The 19,465-nt window shown below is 61.2% G+C and carries 14 protein-coding genes; 8 read left to right on the top strand and 6 right to left on the bottom strand.

The window, feature by feature from the left end; all coding sequences use genetic code 11:
• Nucleotides 1-22: 22 nt before the first annotated feature.
• Nucleotides 23-2,305 (top strand): formate C-acetyltransferase, encoded by a 2,283-nt coding sequence (gene pflB, locus ACJ8PI_RS04255; RefSeq protein WP_004928286.1) that lies wholly within the window; start codon nt 23-25, stop codon nt 2,303-2,305.
• A gap of 279 nt (nt 2,306-2,584) precedes the next feature.
• Nucleotides 2,585-3,325, top strand: coding sequence for a pyruvate formate lyase 1-activating protein (gene pflA / locus ACJ8PI_RS04250; protein WP_033637850.1), 741 nt, complete (start codon nt 2,585-2,587; stop codon nt 3,323-3,325).
• Between the two features lie 49 nt (nt 3,326-3,374).
• Here pflA and ACJ8PI_RS04245 read toward each other — a convergent pair whose 3' ends face one another.
• Nucleotides 3,375-4,526, bottom strand: coding sequence for an MFS transporter (locus ACJ8PI_RS04245; RefSeq protein ID WP_033637849.1), 1,152 nt, complete (start codon nt 4,524-4,526; stop codon nt 3,375-3,377).
• A 163-nt stretch (nt 4,527-4,689) separates the two neighbouring features.
• Here ACJ8PI_RS04245 and ACJ8PI_RS04240 point away from each other — a divergent pair, with 163 nt between their 5' ends.
• Nucleotides 4,690-5,055, top strand: coding sequence for a DUF1801 domain-containing protein (locus ACJ8PI_RS04240; protein ID WP_060427873.1), 366 nt, complete (start codon nt 4,690-4,692; stop codon nt 5,053-5,055).
• Between the two features lie 50 nt (nt 5,056-5,105).
• Here the strand turns inward: ACJ8PI_RS04240 and serS are convergent, their stop codons facing one another.
• The 5 genes from serS to lrp all read right to left on the bottom strand — a co-directional run bounded on the left by serS (nt 5,106) and on the right by lrp (nt 12,952).
• Nucleotides 5,106-6,398 carry a serine--tRNA ligase gene (serS, locus tag ACJ8PI_RS04235; RefSeq protein ID WP_033637847.1) on the bottom strand — a complete coding sequence of 431 codons (1,293 nt, stop codon included), beginning with the start codon at nt 6,396-6,398 and terminating at the stop codon, nt 5,106-5,108.
• Between the two features lie 109 nt (nt 6,399-6,507).
• The gene (locus ACJ8PI_RS04230; RefSeq protein WP_161764301.1) at nt 6,508-7,794 is read right to left on the bottom strand and encodes a replication-associated recombination protein A; all 1,287 of its coding nucleotides are present in this window, start codon (nt 7,792-7,794) and stop codon (nt 6,508-6,510) included.
• 67 nt (nt 7,795-7,861) lie between these two features.
• Nucleotides 7,862-8,473 carry an outer membrane lipoprotein chaperone LolA gene (gene lolA / locus ACJ8PI_RS04225; protein WP_019454555.1) on the bottom strand — a complete coding sequence of 204 codons (612 nt, stop codon included), beginning with the start codon at nt 8,471-8,473 and terminating at the stop codon, nt 7,862-7,864.
• Between the two features lie 198 nt (nt 8,474-8,671).
• Nucleotides 8,672-12,337 carry a DNA translocase FtsK 4TM domain-containing protein gene (locus tag ACJ8PI_RS04220; protein WP_164134101.1) on the bottom strand — a complete coding sequence of 1,222 codons (3,666 nt, stop codon included), beginning with the start codon at nt 12,335-12,337 and terminating at the stop codon, nt 8,672-8,674.
• Between the two features lie 120 nt (nt 12,338-12,457).
• A complete protein-coding gene (lrp, locus tag ACJ8PI_RS04215) occupies nt 12,458-12,952 on the bottom strand; it encodes a leucine-responsive transcriptional regulator Lrp (RefSeq protein ID WP_004928318.1) in 495 nt (164 codons plus the stop codon).
• Between the two features lie 654 nt (nt 12,953-13,606).
• On the opposite strand from lrp, the gene trxB reads away from it, so the two are divergent.
• From trxB to infA, 5 genes are all read left to right on the top strand, one after another.
• A complete protein-coding gene (gene trxB / locus ACJ8PI_RS04210) occupies nt 13,607-14,578 on the top strand; it encodes a thioredoxin-disulfide reductase (RefSeq protein ID WP_033637844.1) in 972 nt (323 codons plus the stop codon).
• A gap of 240 nt (nt 14,579-14,818) precedes the next feature.
• The gene (gene cydD, locus ACJ8PI_RS04205; RefSeq protein WP_164134100.1) at nt 14,819-16,585 is read left to right on the top strand and encodes a heme ABC transporter permease/ATP-binding protein CydD; all 1,767 of its coding nucleotides are present in this window, start codon (nt 14,819-14,821) and stop codon (nt 16,583-16,585) included.
• A gap of 2 nt (nt 16,586-16,587) precedes the next feature.
• Nucleotides 16,588-18,327 carry a heme ABC transporter ATP-binding protein/permease CydC gene (gene cydC, locus ACJ8PI_RS04200; protein WP_164134099.1) on the top strand — a complete coding sequence of 580 codons (1,740 nt, stop codon included), beginning with the start codon at nt 16,588-16,590 and terminating at the stop codon, nt 18,325-18,327.
• Nucleotides 18,328-18,356: 29 nt separating this feature from the next.
• A complete protein-coding gene (gene aat / locus ACJ8PI_RS04195) occupies nt 18,357-19,082 on the top strand; it encodes a leucyl/phenylalanyl-tRNA--protein transferase (RefSeq protein WP_033637838.1) in 726 nt (241 codons plus the stop codon).
• Nucleotides 19,083-19,187: 105 nt separating this feature from the next.
• Nucleotides 19,188-19,406, top strand: a complete 219-nt coding sequence (gene infA / locus ACJ8PI_RS04190; protein ID WP_002211347.1) for a translation initiation factor IF-1 — start codon at nt 19,188-19,190, stop codon at nt 19,404-19,406.
• The last annotated feature ends 59 nt before the right edge of the window (nt 19,407-19,465 follow it).

The following is a 19,465-nucleotide window of genomic DNA, read 5'->3' as shown; positions in this document are numbered from 1 at the left end:
CACAATCAAAGGTAGGTGTACAATGACCGAACTTAACGAGAAATTAGCCAACGCTTGGGAAGGTTTCAGCAAGGGTGACTGGCAGAATGAAGTCAACGTTCGTGACTTCATCCAGAAAAACTACACGCCTTATGAAGGTGACGAGTCCTTCCTGGCTGGGGCAACTCAGGCCACCACCACCTTGTGGGACAAGGTTATGGAAGGGATCAAACTGGAAAACCGCACTCACGCGCCGGTTGATTTCGACACCAACGTTGCTTCAACCATCGTTTCTCACGACGCGGGTTACATCGCCAAAGAGCTGGAAACCATCGTGGGTCTGCAGACCGACGCCCCTCTGAAACGCGCGCTGATCCCGTTCGGCGGCATCAAAATGGTCGAAGGTTCGTGCAAAGTGTACGGCCGCGAGCTGGATCCGCAGCTGAAAAAAGTGTTCACCGAATACCGTAAAACCCACAACCAGGGCGTATTCGACGTTTACACCAAAGACATCCTGAACTGCCGTAAATCCGGCGTGCTGACCGGCCTGCCGGACGCCTACGGCCGCGGCCGCATCATCGGCGACTACCGCCGCGTGGCGCTGTACGGTATCGACTTCCTGATGGCCGACAAGCTGAACCAGTTCAAATCGCTGCAGGAAAAACTGGAAAACGGCGAAGATCTGGAAATGACCATCCAGCTGCGCGAAGAGATCGCTGAACAGCACCGCGCTCTGGCTCAGATCAAAGAGATGGCCGCCAAATACGGCTACGACATCTCCGGCCCGGCCACCAGCGCGCAAGAAGCGGTGCAGTGGACCTACTTCGGCTACCTGGCCGCGGTGAAATCCCAGAATGGCGCAGCCATGTCCTTCGGCCGCGTGTCCACCTTCCTCGACGTGTTCATCGAGCGCGACATCAAGGCGGGCAAACTGACCGAAGAACAAGCGCAGGAACTGATCGACCACCTGGTGATGAAACTGCGTATGGTGCGCTTCCTGCGTACCCCTGAGTACGATGAGCTGTTCTCCGGCGACCCAATCTGGGCAACGGAATCCCTGGCCGGTATGGGCGTCGACGGCCGTACTCTGGTCACCAAAAACAGCTTCCGCTTCCTGAACACCCTGTACACCATGGGGCCGTCTCCGGAGCCGAACATGACCATCCTGTGGTCTGAGAAGCTGCCGCTGAACTTCAAGAAATTCGCGGCGAAAGTGTCCATCGACACCTCTTCCGTTCAGTACGAAAACGACGACCTGATGCGCCCTGACTTCAACAACGATGACTACGCCATCGCTTGCTGCGTCAGCCCGATGATCGTCGGCAAACAAATGCAGTTCTTCGGCGCCCGCGCCAACCTGGCGAAAACCATGCTGTACGCCATCAACGGCGGCGTTGACGAAAAACTGAAAATGCAGGTCGGCCCTAAAGAAGCGCCGATGATGGACGAAGTGCTGGACTATGACAAAGTCATGGCGCGCATGGACCACTTTATGGATTGGCTGGCCAAGCAGTACGTGACCGCGCTGAACATCATTCACTACATGCACGACAAGTACAGCTACGAAGCTGCGCTGATGGCGCTGCATGACCGTGACGTTTATCGCACCATGGCTTGCGGCATCGCCGGCCTGTCCGTTGCAGCCGACTCCCTGTCTGCCATCAAGTACGCGAAAGTCACCACCATTCGCGACGAAGACGGCCTGGCCATCGACTTCAAAGTGGAAGGCGAGTATCCGCAGTTCGGTAACAACGACGCCCGCGTCGATGACATCGCCTGCGACCTGGTGGAACGTTTCATGAAGAAAATTCAGAAACTGCGCACCTATCGCAATGCGGTACCGACCCAGTCCGTACTGACCATCACCTCCAACGTGGTGTACGGTAAGAAAACCGGTAACACCCCGGATGGCCGCCGCGCAGGCGCACCGTTCGGCCCAGGTGCCAACCCGATGCACGGCCGCGACCAGAAAGGTGCAGTCGCCTCCCTGACCTCGGTAGCCAAACTGCCGTTTGCCTACGCGAAAGACGGGATCTCCTACACCTTCTCCATCGTGCCTAACGCGCTGGGTAAAGACGACGACGTGCGTAAAGCCAACCTGGCGGGCCTGATGGATGGTTACTTCCACCATGAAGCCTCCATCGAAGGCGGCCAGCACCTGAACGTCAACGTGATGAACCGCGAAATGCTGCTGGACGCGATGGAAAACCCTGAGAAATACCCTCAGCTGACCATCCGCGTTTCCGGTTACGCCGTGCGCTTCAACTCGCTGACCAAAGAGCAACAGCAAGACGTGATTACTCGTACCTTCACTCAAACGATGTAATACGCCGGCCGGGCGGGAAACCGCTCGGCACCAACGCAGGGGCCGGTTTTGCCGGCCCTTTTCTCCCACCGCTCTCCCCTGACTCTGTACGAGTCTGTTTTGCCGGACATCTATACTGAATGGATAGCCGGCAAAACAGTTATCCGGCAACTGACCGGCCGACAGGCATCATTACCCCGGTGGCGGTTCCACCCGCTGCTGCATCGCAGATACCTGGCCGGCGGCCACGCGCCTATTTTTAGACTGCGTTTGACAGTCAATATTGGAGAAAACCCCGCAATGTCAGCAATTGGTCGCATCCACTCCTTCGAATCCTGCGGCACCGTCGATGGGCCCGGGATCCGCTTTATCGTCTTCTTCCAGGGCTGCCTGATGCGCTGCCTCTATTGCCATAACCGCGACACCTGGGACACCCACGGCGGCAAGGAAGTGACCGTCGAAGAGCTGATGAAAGACGCGGTGGCCTACCGCCACTTCATGAACGCCTCCGGCGGCGGCGTGACCGCGTCCGGCGGCGAGGCGATCCTGCAGGCTGAATTCGTGCGCGACTGGTTCCGCGCCTGCCACGCCGAAGGCATCAATACCTGCCTGGACACCAATGGCTTTGTGCGCCGCTACGATCCGGTGATCGACGAGCTGCTGGACACCACCGATCTGGTGATGCTGGATCTGAAACAGATGAACGACGAGATCCACCAGAACCTGGTCGGCGTCTCCAATCACCGCACGCTGGAATTCGCCCGCTACCTGGCGAAACGCAACCAGCGCACCTGGATCCGCTACGTGGTGGTGCCGGGCTGGTCAGACGACGATAAGTCGGCGCACCTGCTGGGCGAGTTCACCAAAGACATGACCAACATCGAGAAAATCGAGCTGCTGCCCTACCACGAGCTGGGCAAGCACAAATGGATAGCGATGGGGGAAGAGTACAAGCTGGACGGCGTGCACCCGCCGAAAGCCGAGACCATGGATCGCGTCAAAGGCATCCTGGAAAGCTACGGCCACAAAGTGATTTACTGATTGGCGCACGCCAAAAGAAAAAACCGGCTCATGGCCGGTTTTTTCATGCTCAGGCGGCGGCGAACGGCGTGTGATGGTGATCCGGCTTCTGTTTCTTCAGCAGCATCAGCAGGTAAACCAGCGCCACGGCGGCGATCATCACGAACAGCACGCGGTCGGAATAGTTTTGCATCAGTAACGCCGTCATCGACGGCCCCAGCAGGCTGCCGATGGTGTAACTCATCAACAGCGCCTGGTTCATCGCCACCAACTCGTGCGGCAGCGCCTTCTCGCAGGCCCAGGACATCGCCACCGGATACAGGGTAAAGCCGGCGCAGCCGAGGATGAACAGCGAAGGCGCCATGGCGTAGTTGCCGAGCATCGCCACGCTGGCGAGGATCACCACAAACACCTGAATGCGCAGCACCAACAGGCGCCCGTAACGATCGGCCAGGCGCCCGACCGGCCATTGGCCGACGATGCCGGAGCTGACCAGCAGCGCCATCCAGTAACCGACGTTGGCGTCGCTCATGCCCTGATGGGAGAGGTACAACGGCATCAGGCCGTACAGCGAACCGAGCACGATGCCGGAAATGATGCAACCGTTGATGCCGAGGCGCGCGCTGCGGCGTCTCAGCATGGTCCACACCGCCGCCTGCTGCGGCTCGTCTTCATGGCGGTTGACCCGCGCGAACAGCATCGGCAGCATGGCGCTGATCACAATGGCGGTCACCCACGGCACCACGTGCAACAATTCGGTCGAGGTCATGCTCAACAGCAATTGGCCGGTCACCGTACCAAGGTAATAAACGATCATATAGGCCGCCAGCAGCTGGCCGCGGTTGCTCAGGTTGCCGCTGCGCAACAGCGCGCTCTCCACGATCACCCAGATCCAAGCGCAACCGACGCCGGCGAAGAAGCGCCAGCCCAGCCAGCTCCAAAAATCGATCGACAGCACCATGCCGGCGGTCGCGGCGGCGAACACCAGACAAGAAAGATGATAGCTGCGGGTAAAGCCGACGCGCTGGATCAGTTTGCCCGCCACCAGCGTGCCCAATAGGTTGCCGCTGAAATAAGAGGAGCTGACCATTCCCACCTGCCAAGTCGACAGCTGAGCATGGGTTAACCAAAGAGGCACTAACGTATTCAAAACGGCAATGGATACCGTGAGCAGCAAGAGGCCGCAGAGCAATAAGAGCACTGGGCGGGAGTATGCGGACATAGTGAAATTGTGACCGAACGCGCAATGAGAGTGCGCGCATCATGCCACTGGCGATAAAAAAGTCAATCGCCTCTTATCGTTCCACCGCACGATTTGTTTCCGGCTAACCGGCTGAAAAAGCGCTATGCTCAGCGCAGAGCGAATTTGACGACAGAGAGGCAAGATGAGTCAGGCAAATGATGCGGCGGTAGAGGCCCTGCTGGCGGACATCGGCAGCACGCAAGGTGACCTGCTGGCCATTGTGCAGCAGGTGCGGCGAATCGCTGCGGCGAGCGGCAACGGCGTCACCGAGTCGGTCAAATACGGCGGCATCATGTTCTCGCATAGCCAATTTTTCTGCGGCGTTTTCGCCTACCGCCACCACGTCACGGTGGAATTCGGCCACGGCTACCGGCTGGCAGACAGCCATAACCAGCTCGAAGGCAGCGGCCAGTATCGGCGACACATCAAGCTCCACTCGCCCGCCGAGGTGAAAAGCAAGCATCTGGCGGACTACCTTCAACAGGCTTATACGCTGGCGCCAGACTGAATTCTCGACATAAAAAAGCGCCCGCAGGCGCTTTTTTCGTGGTTTGCCGTTTAGCCGATATATTCCAGGCCGCCCATATAAGGACGCAGCACTTCAGGCACCTGAATGCGGCCGTCGGCCTGCTGGTAGTTTTCCAGCACCGCCACCAGCGTACGGCCAACCGCCAGGCCGGAGCCGTTCAGCGTGTGAACCAGACGCGGTTTCTTGTCGGCTTTGCTGCGGCAGCGCGCCTGCATGCGACGCGCCTGGAAGTCCCACATGTTGGAGCAGGACGAGATCTCGCGGTAGGTATCCTGCGCCGGCAGCCACACTTCCAGATCGTAAGTTTTGCACGCGCCGAAGCCCATGTCGCCGGTGCACAGCAGCACCTTGCGGTAAGGCAGGTTCAGCAGCTGCAGCACTTTTTCCGCGTGGCCGGTCAGCTCTTCCAGGGCATCCATCGAATCTTCCGGACGAACGATCTGCACCATCTCGACCTTGTCGAACTGGTGCATGCGGATCAAACCGCGGGTGTCGCGGCCGTAAGAACCGGCTTCCGCGCGGAAGCATGGCGTGTGTGCGGTCATTTTCAGCGGCAGAGTTTCCTCTTCCACGATCTCGTCGCGCACCAGGTTGGTCAGCGGCACTTCCGCCGTTGGGATCAGCGCGTAGTTGCTGCTGTCGGCTTCTTCTTCCAGCGGACGGGTATGGAACAGGTCTTCGCCGAACTTCGGCAGCTGGCCGGTACCGTACAGCGTGGCGTGGTTAACCAGGTAAGGCACGTAGGCCTCCAGGTAGCCGTGCTGCTCGGTGTGCAGATCCAGCATGAACTGGGACAGCGCGCGGTGCATGCGGGCGATTTGCCCTTTCATCACCACGAAGCGCGAACCGGTCAGCTTAACCGCGGCGGCAAAATCCAGCCCGCCGGCCATTTCGCCCAGATCGACATGATCGCGCACCGCGAAGTCGTACTGGCGCGGTTCGCCCCAGCGGGCAACTTCCAGGTTTTCGCTGTCGTCTTTACCATCCGGCACGGCGTCGTCCGGCAGGTTAGGCAGCGTCAGGGCGTAATCGCGGATCTCGCTCTGCAACGCATCCAGCGCCGCCTTGGCGGCATCCAGCTTGTCACCCAGCTCGTTCACTTCGCGACGCAGCGGCTCGATGTCTTCCCCACGCGCTTTGGCCGCGCCGATGGATTTCGATCGGGAGTTGCGTTCCGCTTGCAGCGTTTCAGTTTCTACCTGCAGAACTTTGCGACGTTCTTCCTGCGAACGCAGCAGATCCAGATCGAGTTTAAAGCCTCGGCGAGCCAGTTTGACGGCGACTGCGTCTAGCTCATTACGCAGCAGATTGGGATCGAGCATGCTAATCCTGTGCTTGTTGTTATTGAAAGAAGTGTTGTTGTTCTATGCGGCTGATTTATAGCCGCATAAAAGAAGAGTGATACCCGCTAACCTTACCGCAACGGCCTCGCTAGCGGTAGCGTTTTGTCGGGCTATTTTGATCCTGCTCAGCCAGCCATGCCAACTTTTCGCCGATTTTCCCTTCCAGCCCGCGCGAGGTCGGTTGATAGTAGCGCGTATGGGCCATTTCGGGCGGGAAATAGTTCTCGCCGGCGGCGTAGGCGTTGGGTTCGTCGTGGGCGTAGCGGTACTCCGCCCCCAGCCCCATTTCCTTCATCAGCTTGGTCGGCGCGTTGCGCAGGTGCTCCGGCACGTCATAATCGGCCTGCTCTTTGGCGTCGCGCATGGCGGCCTTGAACGCGGTGTAAACCGCATTGCTCTTCGGCGCGCAGGCCAGGTAGACGATCGCCTGCGCGATGGCGCGCTCGCCCTCCGCCGGCCCCACGCGGGTGAAGCAATCCCAGGCGGCGATCGCCACCTGCATGCCGCGCGGATCGGCGTTGCCCACGTCTTCAGAGGCAATCGCCAACAGACGGCGCGCCACGTAGAGCGGATCGCCGCCGGCGGTAATGATGCGCGCATACCAGTACAGCGCTGCGTCCGGCGCCGAGCCGCGCACCGATTTATGCAGCGCGGAAATCAGATCGTAATAACGGTCGCCCTTGTTGTCGAAGCGCGCGCTGCGCTCGCCCGACACCTCTTTCAGCAGCTCCGGCGTCAGCACCCGCACGCCTTTGGCGTCCAACTCCGCCATGTCGGCCATCATTTCCAGGCTGTTCAGCGCCCGGCGTGCGTCGCCGCCCACCAGCTCCGACAGCAGGCGGCGCGTTTCCGCCGGCAGCTCGATATTCTGGCCGCCAAAGCCGCGCGCCTTGTCGCTCATCGCCTGATCCAGCACCTGGCCGATATCTTCGGCGGTCAGCGCCTTCAGCAGGTAAACGCGGGCGCGGGACAACAGCGCCGAGTTCAGTTCGAACGACGGGTTTTCGGTGGTGGCGCCGATAAAGGTGATGGTGCCGTCTTCGATATGCGGCAGGAAAGCGTCCTGCTGGCTTTTGTTAAAGCGGTGCACTTCGTCGACGAACAGGATGGTGCGGCGGCCGGCGTCGCGGTTTTGCCGCGCCCGCTCAATCGCCTCGCGGATCTCCTTGATGCCGGAGGTCACGGCAGAGATCCGTTCGACATCCGCCTGGCCATAACGGCCGATCAGCTCTGCCAACGTCGTCTTCCCGGTGCCCGGCGGCCCCCATAAAATCATCGAGTGCAGTTGCCCGGCCTCAATGGCACGCGGCAGCGGCTTGCCGGCGGCCAGCAGGTGCTGCTGGCCGATATACTGCGCCAGCGTGGTCGGCCGCATACGCGCGGCCAACGGCTGGAACTCGTTCTGGGAAAAATCGAGCGACAGATTATTACTCACTTGCACCTCACTGGCGCTGGTCGTCCAGCGTCACCCCCTTCGGCGGGGTAAATTTGAATTTGGCCGGATCGGCGGCGACGTTCTGCTGGCTTTTCAGCGTGTAGGAACTGCGCTGGCCGTCCTGCTCCACCGCGGCGAAGCTGCGGATGGTGCCGCTGTTGGTTACGCTGATGGCGAACTGCTTCAGGTTGCCGCTGGCGGACTTCGGCGTCAGCTCGAAATCATCGCCCTTTTGCTTCACGTTGTACTGTTTCCAGTCGCTGGCATTATTGCGGGTGATCAGCATAAACGGCGTATTGCCGGTGGCGTTCTTCAGCCAGGTTGCCGTCACCTGCTCGACGAATGGGTTATAGAACCACAGGGTCTGGCCATCGGAGACCAGCACGCTCTCATCGGGCGAGGTCATATGCCAGTTGAACAGGTTTGGCCGCTTCACCCACAGCTCGCCTTCCCCCTGTTGCACCGCGGCGCCGTCGGCGCTGGTCACGGTTTGTGAGAAGCTGGCGTGGAAACTGTTCACCTTCGCCAGGCGACTTTGCAGATCCTGTGCGGCATCGGCCAGCACGGAAGTAGAAGCGAATCCCGAAAGCAGACAGCAGGCAACTAACAGTTTTTTCATTATTCCAGATACCTTATGAAATGCGTTAACCGCAGGGCGACGCCGTGCGGGTCAAATCAACCCTTTACCCCGTTACTTTACCCGAAGCCGGCGATCGGCCGGTAGGCCAATGTTCCGAGAAGAAACGGGTTTACGCTTCTTTGCACAAGGGCCGCTTAAGCGGCCCTTTCTTATTGAATTGCAATGGCTAAACGACCATCAATCGTGCCGCGGCGGCGCCAGCACCTCGCGGTTGCCGTTGTGCCCCTGCTCGCTGACGATGCCCTGCGCTTCCATCTGTTCGATGATGCGCGCCGCGCGGTTATAGCCGATACGGAACTGGCGCTGTACGCCGGAGATGGAGGCGCGGCGTTTATCCACCACGAAATCCACCGCCTGGTCAAACAAAGGGTCCAGCTCTTCGTCGCCGTCCATACCACCGCCGGCACCGCCCTCGCCGTCTTCGCCGCCGCTGAGAATGCCCTCTTTATATTGGGGCCGCTCGCGCGCTTTCCAATCCTTGACCACCGCGTGCACTTCCTGATCGCGCACGAATGCGCCATGCACGCGCACCGGAATCGAGGAGTTCGGCGCCAGATAGAGCATGTCGCCCATACCCAGCAAGGACTCGGCGCCCCCCTGATCGAGGATGGTGCGGGAGTCGATCTTGCTCGACACGGTAAAGGCGATACGCGTCGGGATGTTGGCCTTGATAAGACCCGTGATCACATCCACCGATGGACGCTGGGTCGCCAGCACCAGATGGATACCCGCAGCACGCGCTTTCTGCGCCAGGCGAGCGATCAACTCTTCGACCTTCTTGCCGACCGTCATGATCAGATCGGCGAATTCGTCGACCATCACCACGATGTACGGCTCTTTCTCCAACACCGGCGGCGTGATGTCCATGCTGTCGGTCGGCTTCCAGAACGGATCCGGGATCGGACGCCCCATCGCTTCGGCCTGATCGACGCGCTCGTTGTAGCCGGCCAGGTTACGCACGCCCAGGGCAGACATCAGCTTGTAGCGGCGTTCCATTTCCCCCACGCACCAGCGCAGCGCGTTGGCGGCATCTTTCATGTCGGTGACCACATCGGTCAACAGGTGAGGAATGCCTTCGTAAACCGACAGCTCCAGCATTTTCGGGTCGATCATGATAAAGCGCACTTCTTTCGGCGTGGCTTTATACAGGATGCTCAGGATCATAGCGTTGACCCCGACCGACTTACCGGAACCGGTGGTACCGGCGACCAGCAAGTGCGGCATTTTGCCCAGATCGGCCACCACCGGTTCGCCGGAGATGTCCTTACCCAATACGATGGACAGCGGCGACGGGTTGTCACGGAAGGCCGGGCAATCCAGCACTTCGCGCAGGTACACCGTTTGCCGCTTGGCGTTCGGCAGCTCCAGACCGACGTAAGGCTTGCCGGGGATCACTTCTACCACGCGCACCGCCGACGTCGACAGCGAGCGCGCCAGATCGCGCGACAGGTTGGAAATGCGCGCCGCTTTAACGCCCGGCGCCAGATCCAGCTCGAAGCGGGTGATGACCGGCCCCGGCAGGATGTCTACCACGTCGGCTTTCACGCGGTAATCGGCCAGGCTGGCCTCCACCAGACGCGCCTTCTGTTCCAGCGCGAAGGAGTCGACCGGTTCTACCTCTTTCGGGGCCTCGGTCAGTAGATCCAGCGTCGGCAGCGGCGTGGTCGGCTTCTGCAGCGGCTGATCGTTGCGCATCAGGAACGGGTGAATCAAGCTGTCCATCGCCGGATGCTGCTCGGCCTGAGTTTGCTGAGGCTGCTGCACCGGTTGCTGTGGCTGCTGATATGGCTGCGACGGCTGTTGATACTGCTGCTGCGACGGCTGTTGATACTGTTGTTGCTGCGGCTGCTGGTATTGCTGAGGCTGCGAGTGCGGTTGCTGAGGTTGGGCAACCGGCGCCGCAGGCTCAAACTGGCCGAACGGCACGTCGTCCTGTTGCTCGCTTTGCTGTTCAATGCGCTCTTCAAGCTGCGGAGACAGCGTGAACATCGGCTCGCTCGGGCCATCATCCACCAGATCCGCCATCGGCGAGAAGCTGAAAGCATTGCGGGTATCGACCGGGCTGGCGGCCGGCGCTTGCGGAGCAGGCGCTTGCTGGCCGTAGCGCGCCTGCTGCTGCTCGGCGAACGCCTGGCGCAGCGCGGCCTCTTGCAGCGCCTCTTCGTCGTCCTGTTGATAGCCTTCGCCGTAGCGTTGGTTCTGCTGCTCGGCAAACGCCTTGCTCAGCTCGGCTTCCTGCAGGGCGCTCTCGTCATCTTGTTGCTCCGGCGCGTAGCTTTCGCCGTAGCGTTGGCTTTGCTGCTCGGCAAACGCCTGACGCAGCGCGGCTTCCTGCAGCGCCTCTTCTTCCTGCGGGCTCACCGCCGTCGGCTGCTGAGGATCCGCCTGGCGCTGTTCCTGCTCGGCCGCACGCTGCGAAGGCAGCTTGATGCCGTAAGAAGCCAGCTCGCGACGGGTCGGGATGCGCACCGGGTTCGGCCGCGGCAGCTCAGGGCCGATGCCCTGCTTAACCTGCGGATTGCCGTCGCTGGTGGCCGTGAAGGCCGGCATGAAGGTCGCCGCTGCGGCGCCCGCAGCGGCAGCGGCTGCCGTATCCAGCTGTGGCTTGGCACCGGTAGCGCTGAAACCACCCGCTCCGCTGACGTCGGCGCTGTCGCGCTGCGCGGCGGTAAAATCAAAGGGAGAACGCGCCGGCGGCTGCGGCGCAGCCGGCTCTTGCCAATTGCCGAGACGCGGCTCATCGTCATCCTGATAAGGATCGACAGGGCGCGTCGCCTTCGGTGCAGGCGTTTCTTCCGGAATTTCGAAGGAGTACAGCGGCGGCGTGGCGTCTTGCGCCGGGGCGCTCACCGGGTGCTGATTGACCGAAGCCGGCGCGGCCGGTGCCATCGTTACCGACGGCGCCTGAGCGGCGATCGGCGCTGCAACGGGCTCGTGGATCTCTGCCTTCACCGCCGGTGCAGGCGAAGCCGCCGGCGCGATTGGCGCGGCGTCGGCTTCAACCTCAGCATCGTCGGCTCGCAGGCCGCTGAGCAACGGATCGGCGGCGTCTTCCGCCGCCTCTTTGGCGCTTTCGGTGACCGAAGGCGCAGAGAACAACACGTCGTCATCGGCGGCTGCGGCTCCGGCGGCGGTCGCGGCAACCGCTGCGGCGGCGCCCTTCCCTGCCTGCTCAGGCTCGCCGTCAACGTAACGCTCGTCATCCTCGAAATAACGCGCTTCGCGACGCGAACGGTTGGTCATGAAGGTCGCGACGCCCAGCACCGCCCCGCCGATCTTCTCGGCGATCACCAGCCAGGACCAGCCGGTAAACAGCGTCAGCCCCGCCGCCCACACGCACAGCAGCGCCAGCGTGGCGCCGATGCCGTTGAACCATGGCAACATGGCGTTGCTCAGCAGGCTGCCGATCACGCCGCCGGAAGCGAAGTAATAGAGATCGTCAACGTTCAGCGCCGCCAGCCCACAGGAGGTGAGCACTAACGCCAGGGTGCCGATCAGGCGCAGGGAGAGCGCGAAATAGTCGACGTAGTCTCTGTTGGCTCGTTGGCGATAGGCCGCCCAGCACAGAACCAGCATGATCGGCGGTATCGCGTAGGCGAGCACCCCGAAGGTGAAGAACAGCGTGTCGGCCAACCAGGCCCCAACACCGCCGCCCAAGTTGTGAATCGGCTCATGCCACGCGGTCTGCGACCAGCTTGGGTCAGACGGGTTGAAACTGACCAGCGCAGCCATGAGGTAAACGGCAAAAATCGCTACCACGATAAGCACAGCCTCCAGCAAACGCCGGCCACTGCTGAGTCTTTTCAGGGTAACTTCTTTATCTTCTGTATATTCCTGGCTCAAGAAAGGCTCTCCAGGTTCCTGTTAGCTGACATAGCAACAGCGCCGAGAAGCTTCCCCGGCGCCGAAACTGTATGAATAAACAGGAGTGTAACCAATTTAATCAGGTTTTGCACCTGCACCTTACCGTGTTTTGATAACCAGACGGTTACTCTGTTTCACTTCTTCCATCACTACGTAGGTACGGGTGTCGTTGACCCCCGGCAAACGCAGCAAGGTTTCGCCCAGCAGTTTACGGTAAGCCGACATATCCGGTACGCGGGTTTTCAACAGGTAGTCGAAATCACCGGAAACCAGATGACACTCCTGAATCTCTTCAAGCTTCTGCACTGCCGAGTTGAATTGCTCAAACACATCCGGCGCGCCGCGGTTCAGCGTGATCTCCACGAAAACCAGCAGGGACGCATCCAGATAATGCGGGTTAAGCAATGCGGTATAGCCATGAATGAAACCCTGGCGCTCGAGACGGCGCACGCGTTCTAAACATGGTGTCGGGGATAACCCCACGCGCTTCGAAAGCTCGACGTTCGAAATACGCCCATCCTTCTGCAGCTCATTCAGGATGTTGCGGTCGATACGGTCAAGATCTTTACCCGGGCGTTTCTTGTTGTCTGCCATTATTATTGTCTCTCTTATTTTCTTCCGTGCACTTGCCACACCCTAGCCAACGTCAATGTGTAAGGGTTCGTTCCAAGCGAAGACCCGATGCCTGTCATATGCTTCTTCACTACCATCATTCCACGCCGCGCAGCCTGTCTGTCCAACCCCGCGCGGCGTCGGTAACGACGTTAAGGTCGAGAAAAAATCAGCAAACGCTTGCGCGCCCTGCTCCGCACATCCACCGCGCATTGCCGCCTCGCGGCGCAAATACGTACGATTTGCTGGTGTTACGGGGATAATTTCTTCTTCCTATGATGTTTTCGCAAATGCGCAGCGGATTGTCAAAGTAAAAGAAGCAAAATCAGAACAACGTACCGTCACGAAAAGTCTGCATCCCATTTTTGGTTATGAATCGCTGGCAGATAAACCCCGGCAGGGAGCGGCCTAAGTCGCAGAATGCGCCGTTTTTGCGCGCTTGGCGATTCAGCGGCCTAATGCGACTTTGATAAGGTAAATTTCTGCGTTCGGCGTACGATTTGCCGACAGCGGGTGCATTAATAGGCGACAGCTATCATACAAATCGTTAACAACGTCGCCCGGCGCTTTTTTTACTGCGTCATTTTCCCTACAATCGGCTTCATTGTCCGCCATTGTGGAATAAAGAGGTTATTCATGGGCACGGCTAAACATAGCAAATTACTGATTCTGGGCTCCGGCCCGGCCGGTTACACCGCCGCCGTTTACGCGGCGCGCGCCAACCTGAGCCCGGTGCTGATCACCGGTATGGAACAAGGCGGCCAGCTGACCACCACCACCGAGGTGGAAAACTGGCCGGGCGACGCCGAAGGCCTGACCGGTCCGGCGCTGATGGAGCGCATGCGCGAGCATGCGGAGAAGTTCCAGACCGAAATCGTCTTCGATCACATCAACAGCGTCGATCTGCAGCAGCGTCCGTTCCGCCTGTTCGGCGACAGCGGCGAATACAGCTGCGACGCGCTGATCATCGCGACCGGCGCCTCCGCCCGCTATCTTGGCCTGCCTTCCGAAGAGGCCTTCAAGGGCAAAGGCGTTTCCGCCTGTGCGACCTGCGACGGCTTCTTCTACCGCAACCAGAAAGTCGCGGTGGTCGGCGGCGGCAACACCGCCGTTGAAGAAGCGCTGTACCTGTCCAACATCGCCGCCGAGGTTCACCTGATCCACCGCCGCGACAGCTTCCGCTCGGAGAAGATCCTGATCGACCGGCTGATGGAAAAAGTGAAAAGCGGCAACATCGTGCTGCACACCGACCATACGCTGGACGAAGTGCTGGGCGATGAAATGGGCGTGACCGGCGTGCGTATCCGCAGCACCAAAGCGGAAAACGAAACCCGTGAACTGGAACTGGCCGGCGTGTTCATCGCCATCGGCCACAGCCCGAACACCGGCATCTTCGGCGGCCAGCTGGAGCTGGAAAACGGCTACATCAAAGTGCAGTCCGGCATTCACGGCAATGCGACCCAAACCACCATCCCCGGCGTGTTCGCCGCGGGCGACGTGATGGATCACATCTACCGCCAGGCGATCACCTCCGCCGGCACCGGCTGTATGGCGGCGCTGGACGCGGAGCGTTACCTGGACGGCATCGCCGGCGCAGAAGTCTGCTAAAACGTTCTCTTCATCAGCAAAAAGCGGCTCTCGAGCCGCTTTTTTTGTTTCCCCCCTCCGTACTCCCCTTCTCGCGTCTGTTATAGCCACATTTGGCCGCTTTATTATTTTCAGTCTGCCGGGTGACGAGGTAACATGGGGCCTCGCTTGTTTGTCGCCGATTGCGCCAAACACTATTATTTAACAGTACGTTAACCCAGCCCGTAACAAACGGGCGCCGGCGACGCAGACGCATATCTGATGAAAAAAACCAGACAGCAACAGTTAACCCGTTGGCTTAAAACCCAGAGTTCGTTAGCGCAGCGTTGGTTGCGCCTTTCCATGCTGTTAGGGCTGTTCAGCGGCCTGCTGATCGTGGCGCAGGCGTGGCTGTTGGCCAGCCTGCTGCACGCCCTGATCATCGAGCATACCCCGCGCGAACAGCTGATCCCTTCGTTTATCTGGCTGGCAGCCGCGTTCGCGCTGCGGGCGCTGTTGAGCTGGCTGCGGGAACGGGTCGGTTTCCGGTGTGGCCAGGTGATCCGCCAGCGCATGCGCCAACAGGTGCTGGATAAGCTGCAGCAGCTCGGGCCAGCCTGGATCCAGGGCAAACCGGCGGGCAGTTGGGCCAGCATCATCGTCGAGCAGATCGAGGATATGCAGGACTATTACTCGCGCTATCTGCCGCAGATGTATCTGGCGGTCTTCATCCCGCTGCTGATCCTGATCGCCGTCTTCCCGATCAATTGGGCCGCAGGCATCATTCTGCTGGCGACCGCGCCGCTGATCCCGCTGTTCATGGTGCTGGTCGGCATGGGGGCCGCCGACGCCAACCGCCGCAACTTCGTGGCGCTGGCGCGATTGAGCGGCAACTTCCTCGACCGCCTGCGCGGCCTGGACACCCTGCGGCTGTTCGACCGCGCGCAGGCCGAAACCGCGCAGATCGCCAAATCTTCCGAAGACTTCCGCAGCCGCACCATGGAAGTGCTGCGCATGGCCTTCCTCTCTTCCGGCGTGCTGGAGTTCTTCGCTTCGATCTCCATCGCCGTGGTGGCGGTGTACTTCGGCTTTTCCTACCTCGGCGAACTCAACTTCGGCAGCTACGGCCTCGGGGTAACGCTGTTTTCCGGTTTTCTGGTGCTGATTCTGGCGCCGGAGTTTTTCCAACCGCTGCGCGATCTCGGCACCTTCTACCATGCCAAGGCGCAGGCGGTCGGCGCGGCGGAAGCGCTGGAAACCTTCCTCAGCGCAGAAGGCGAGCAGATGGGCAACGGCACGCGGCAACTGCCCGCCGATCAACCGCTGACGCTGCAGGCGAACGCGTTGGAAATCCTGTCGCCGAACGGCGTACTGCTGGCCGGGCCGCTGAGCTTCACCCTGCAACCGCAGCAGCGCGTGGCGCTGGTCGGGCTGAGCGGCGCCGGTAAAAGCTCGCTGCTGAATCTGCTGCTCGGCTTCCTGCCCTATCGCGGATCGCTGACCGTCAACGGCGTCGAGCTGCGTGACCTGTCCGCAGAAAACTGGCGCCAGCAGCTGAGCTGGGTCGGTCAGAACCCGCACCTGCCGGCGCAAACCCTGCGCGCCAATATCCTGCTGGGCTGCCCGCTGGCCGACGAAGCGCAGCTGCAGCAGGCGGTGGAACACGCCTACGTCAGCGAATTGCTCCCTTATCTGCCGCAGGGGCTCGACACCGAAGTGGGCGACAACGCCGCCCGCCTGTCGGTCGGCCAGGCGCAGCGCGTGGCGGTCGCCCGGGCACTGATCGGCCCGCGCCGCCTGCTGCTGCTGGATGAACCGGCCGCCAGCCTCGATGCCCACAGCGAGCAGCGGGTGATGCAGGCGTTGAACGCCGCTTCGCATCAGCAAACCACCCTGCTGGTGACGCACCAGTTGGAAGACACCGAAGACTACGATCAGATTTGGGTGATGGATAACGGGCGCATCGTGCAACAGGGCGATTACGCCACCCTCAGCGCCCAGCCGGGCCTGTTCGCCACTCTGATCGCCCATCGCCGCGGGGAGCTTTAATCATGCGCGTTTTGCTGCCGTTTTTGGCGTTGTACCGCCGCCATAGCCTGCTGATTAGCCTCGGCATCCTCTTGGCGATCGTCACTCTGCTGGCCAGCATCGGCCTGCTGGCGCTCTCCGGCTGGTTCCTGGCCGCCTCGTCGCTGGCCGGACTGGCGGGCCTGCTGACCTTTAACTACATGCTGCCGGCCGCCGGCGTGCGCGGCGCGGCGATCTTCCGCACCGCCGGGCGCTATGCCGAGCGCGTGGTCAGCCACGACGCCACCTTCCGCGTGCTGTCGCATCTGCGGGTGTTCACCTTCAGCAAGATCCTGCCGCTGACGCCGGGCGGCATCGCCCGTTTCCGCCAGGCCGAGCTGCTCAACCGCCTGGTGGCGGACGTGGACACGCTGGATCACCTTTATCTGCGGGTGATCTCGCCGCTGATCAGCGCAGCGGTGGTGATCCTGGTGGTCACCTACGGCCTGAGCTGGCTGGATCCTGCACTCGCCCTGACGCTGGGCGGCATCCTGTTGCTGTTGTTGCTGCTGGTGCCGCCGGTGTTTTATTGCGCCGGCAAGCCGATCGGCGGCCAGCTTACCGCGCTGCGCGGCCAATACCGCACCGGCCTGACCGCCTGGCTGCAGGGGCAGGCGGAATTGGTGGTGTTCGGCGCCGTCAACGACTTCCGCCAGACGCTGAACGCCACCGAACAGCGGTGGCAACGCCGCCAGTGGCAGCAGGCCTCGCTGAGCGGCATGGCGCAGGCGCTGATGATCCTCGCCAGCGGGCTGACGGTAACGCTGCTGCTGTGGCTGACCGCCGCCGGCATCGGCGGCGATACCCAGCCCGGCGCGCTGATCGCGCTGTTTGTCTTCGCCGCGCTGGCGTCGTTCGAAGCGCTGATGCCGGTCGCCGGCGCCTTCCAGCACCTCGGCCAGGTCATTGCCTCCGCCACGCGGGTCAAGCAGATCATCGATCGTCAGCCGGAGGTCACCTTCCCGGCCGCCGGCCCGGCCGCCGCCGATCGGGCTCAGCTTAGCCTGCAGCAGCTGAGCTTCACCTACCCCGACCAACCGCAGCCGGTGCTGCGCGACGTCTCGCTCGAGGTCGCGGCCGGCGAACACGTCGCTTTGCTCGGCCGCACCGGCTGCGGCAAGTCCACCCTGCTGCAGCTGCTGACCCGCGCCTGGCGCACCGACGGCGGAAAAATTCTGCTCAACGGCGAACCGCTGGAGGATTATGATGAAGCCACGCTGCGTCGGATGACCACGGTCGTCAGCCAGCGGGTGCATATCTTCAGCGATACGCTGCAGGAAAACCTGCGGCTGGCCGCGCCGGATGCCGACGACGCTCGCCTGAGCGAAGTGCTGCGGCAGGTGGGGCTGGATAAATTGCTGGACAGCGACGGCGGGCTGAACGCCTGGCTGGGCGAAGGCGGCCGACAGCTGTCCGGCGGCGAACAGCGCCGCCTGGGCATCGCCCGCGCGCTGCTGCACCCGGCCCCGCTGCTGCTGCTCGACGAACCGACTGAAGGGCTGGACGCCGAAACCGAGCAGCAGATCCTGGCGCTGCTGCGCCGGCATTGTCAGGGTAAAACGCTGATCCTGGTGACGCACCGTCTGTACGGCCTGGAGCATCTCGACCGCATTTGCGTAATGGACGACGGCCGGATTGTCGAACAGGGCGATCACGCCACCCTGATGCGCCGGCAGGGCCGCTATGCCCGCTTTCGCAACCGTATCAGCAACCTGGCGCCGTAATCGGCCCGTAGAGGACGCAGAGACCCCGTATGCGCATCGTGAAGCTTTCCCCACAGTCGCTGGCGTTCCCCTCGCCTGAAAGCGCCCTGCGCGACCCTAACGGCCTGCTGGCTATCGGCGGCGACCTGACGGCGCCGCGGCTGCTGGCGGCCTACGAGCGCGGCATCTTCCCCTGGTATTCGCCGGGGGAAGCCATCCTGTGGTGGTCGCCCGATCCGCGTGCGGTGCTGTTCCCGACAGAGTTTCATCTCAACCGCAGCCTGAAACGCTTTTTGCGCCACGATCCGTTTCGCATCACGCTCAATCACGACTTCGCCGCGGTGATCGCCGCCTGCGCCCACCGGCCGGATGAAGGCACCTGGATCGGCCCGGAGGTACAGCGCGCCTATCAGCATCTGCACCGCCTCGGCTACGCGCACTCGGTGGAGGTATGGCAGGATAATCAACTGGTCGGCGGCATGTATGGCGTGGCGCAGGGCGCGTTGTTCTGCGGCGAATCGATGTTCAGCCGCGTCACCAACGCCTCAAAATGCGCATTGATGGCCTTTTGCCGCCATTTTGCCGCTTATGGCGGGGAATTGATTGACTGCCAGGTGCTGAACGCTCACACTGCCCGCCTTGGCGCGCGTGAAATTCCGCGCCGTCAATTTTTGCAGCAGCTCAGCACCCTTCAACGGCGGCCTTTGGCGCCGGCGTGCTGGGAGCCGCAAGTCATATCCCCACAGCCGGCTGAACCGCCCTCTCCAGTAAACTAATTGGTGGAAACGGTGCAATGTTCACCGACACATCTTTACATAATGGGGGTTTTTCGGCATTATCTTGCCGGTTAAAAACTAAGGTAGTTAGACCTAGAGGATTCGATGGCCAAAGAAGACAATATTGAAATGCAGGGCACCGTTCTTGATACGCTGCCGAACACCATGTTCCGCGTTGAATTGGAAAACGGGCACGTGGTAACCGCACACATCTCCGGTAAAATGCGTAAAAACTATATCCGCATCCTGACGGGCGACAAAGTCACTGTAGAGCTGACCCCGTACGACCTGAGCAAAGGCCGCATTGTCTTCCGTAGCCGTTAATCGGCTCACCGCGCGCCACACGTTGGCGGCATCGAGGATGTAATCCCTCGGGAGCCCTT

The sequence above is a fragment of the Serratia sp. CY82433 genome, from assembly GCF_052166535.1.
Taxonomy (GTDB): Bacteria; Pseudomonadota; Gammaproteobacteria; order Enterobacterales; family Enterobacteriaceae; genus Serratia; species Serratia sarumanii.
The sequence above is the reverse complement of the archived record's forward strand: the minus strand, read 5'-3'. Positions and strand labels throughout refer to the sequence as shown.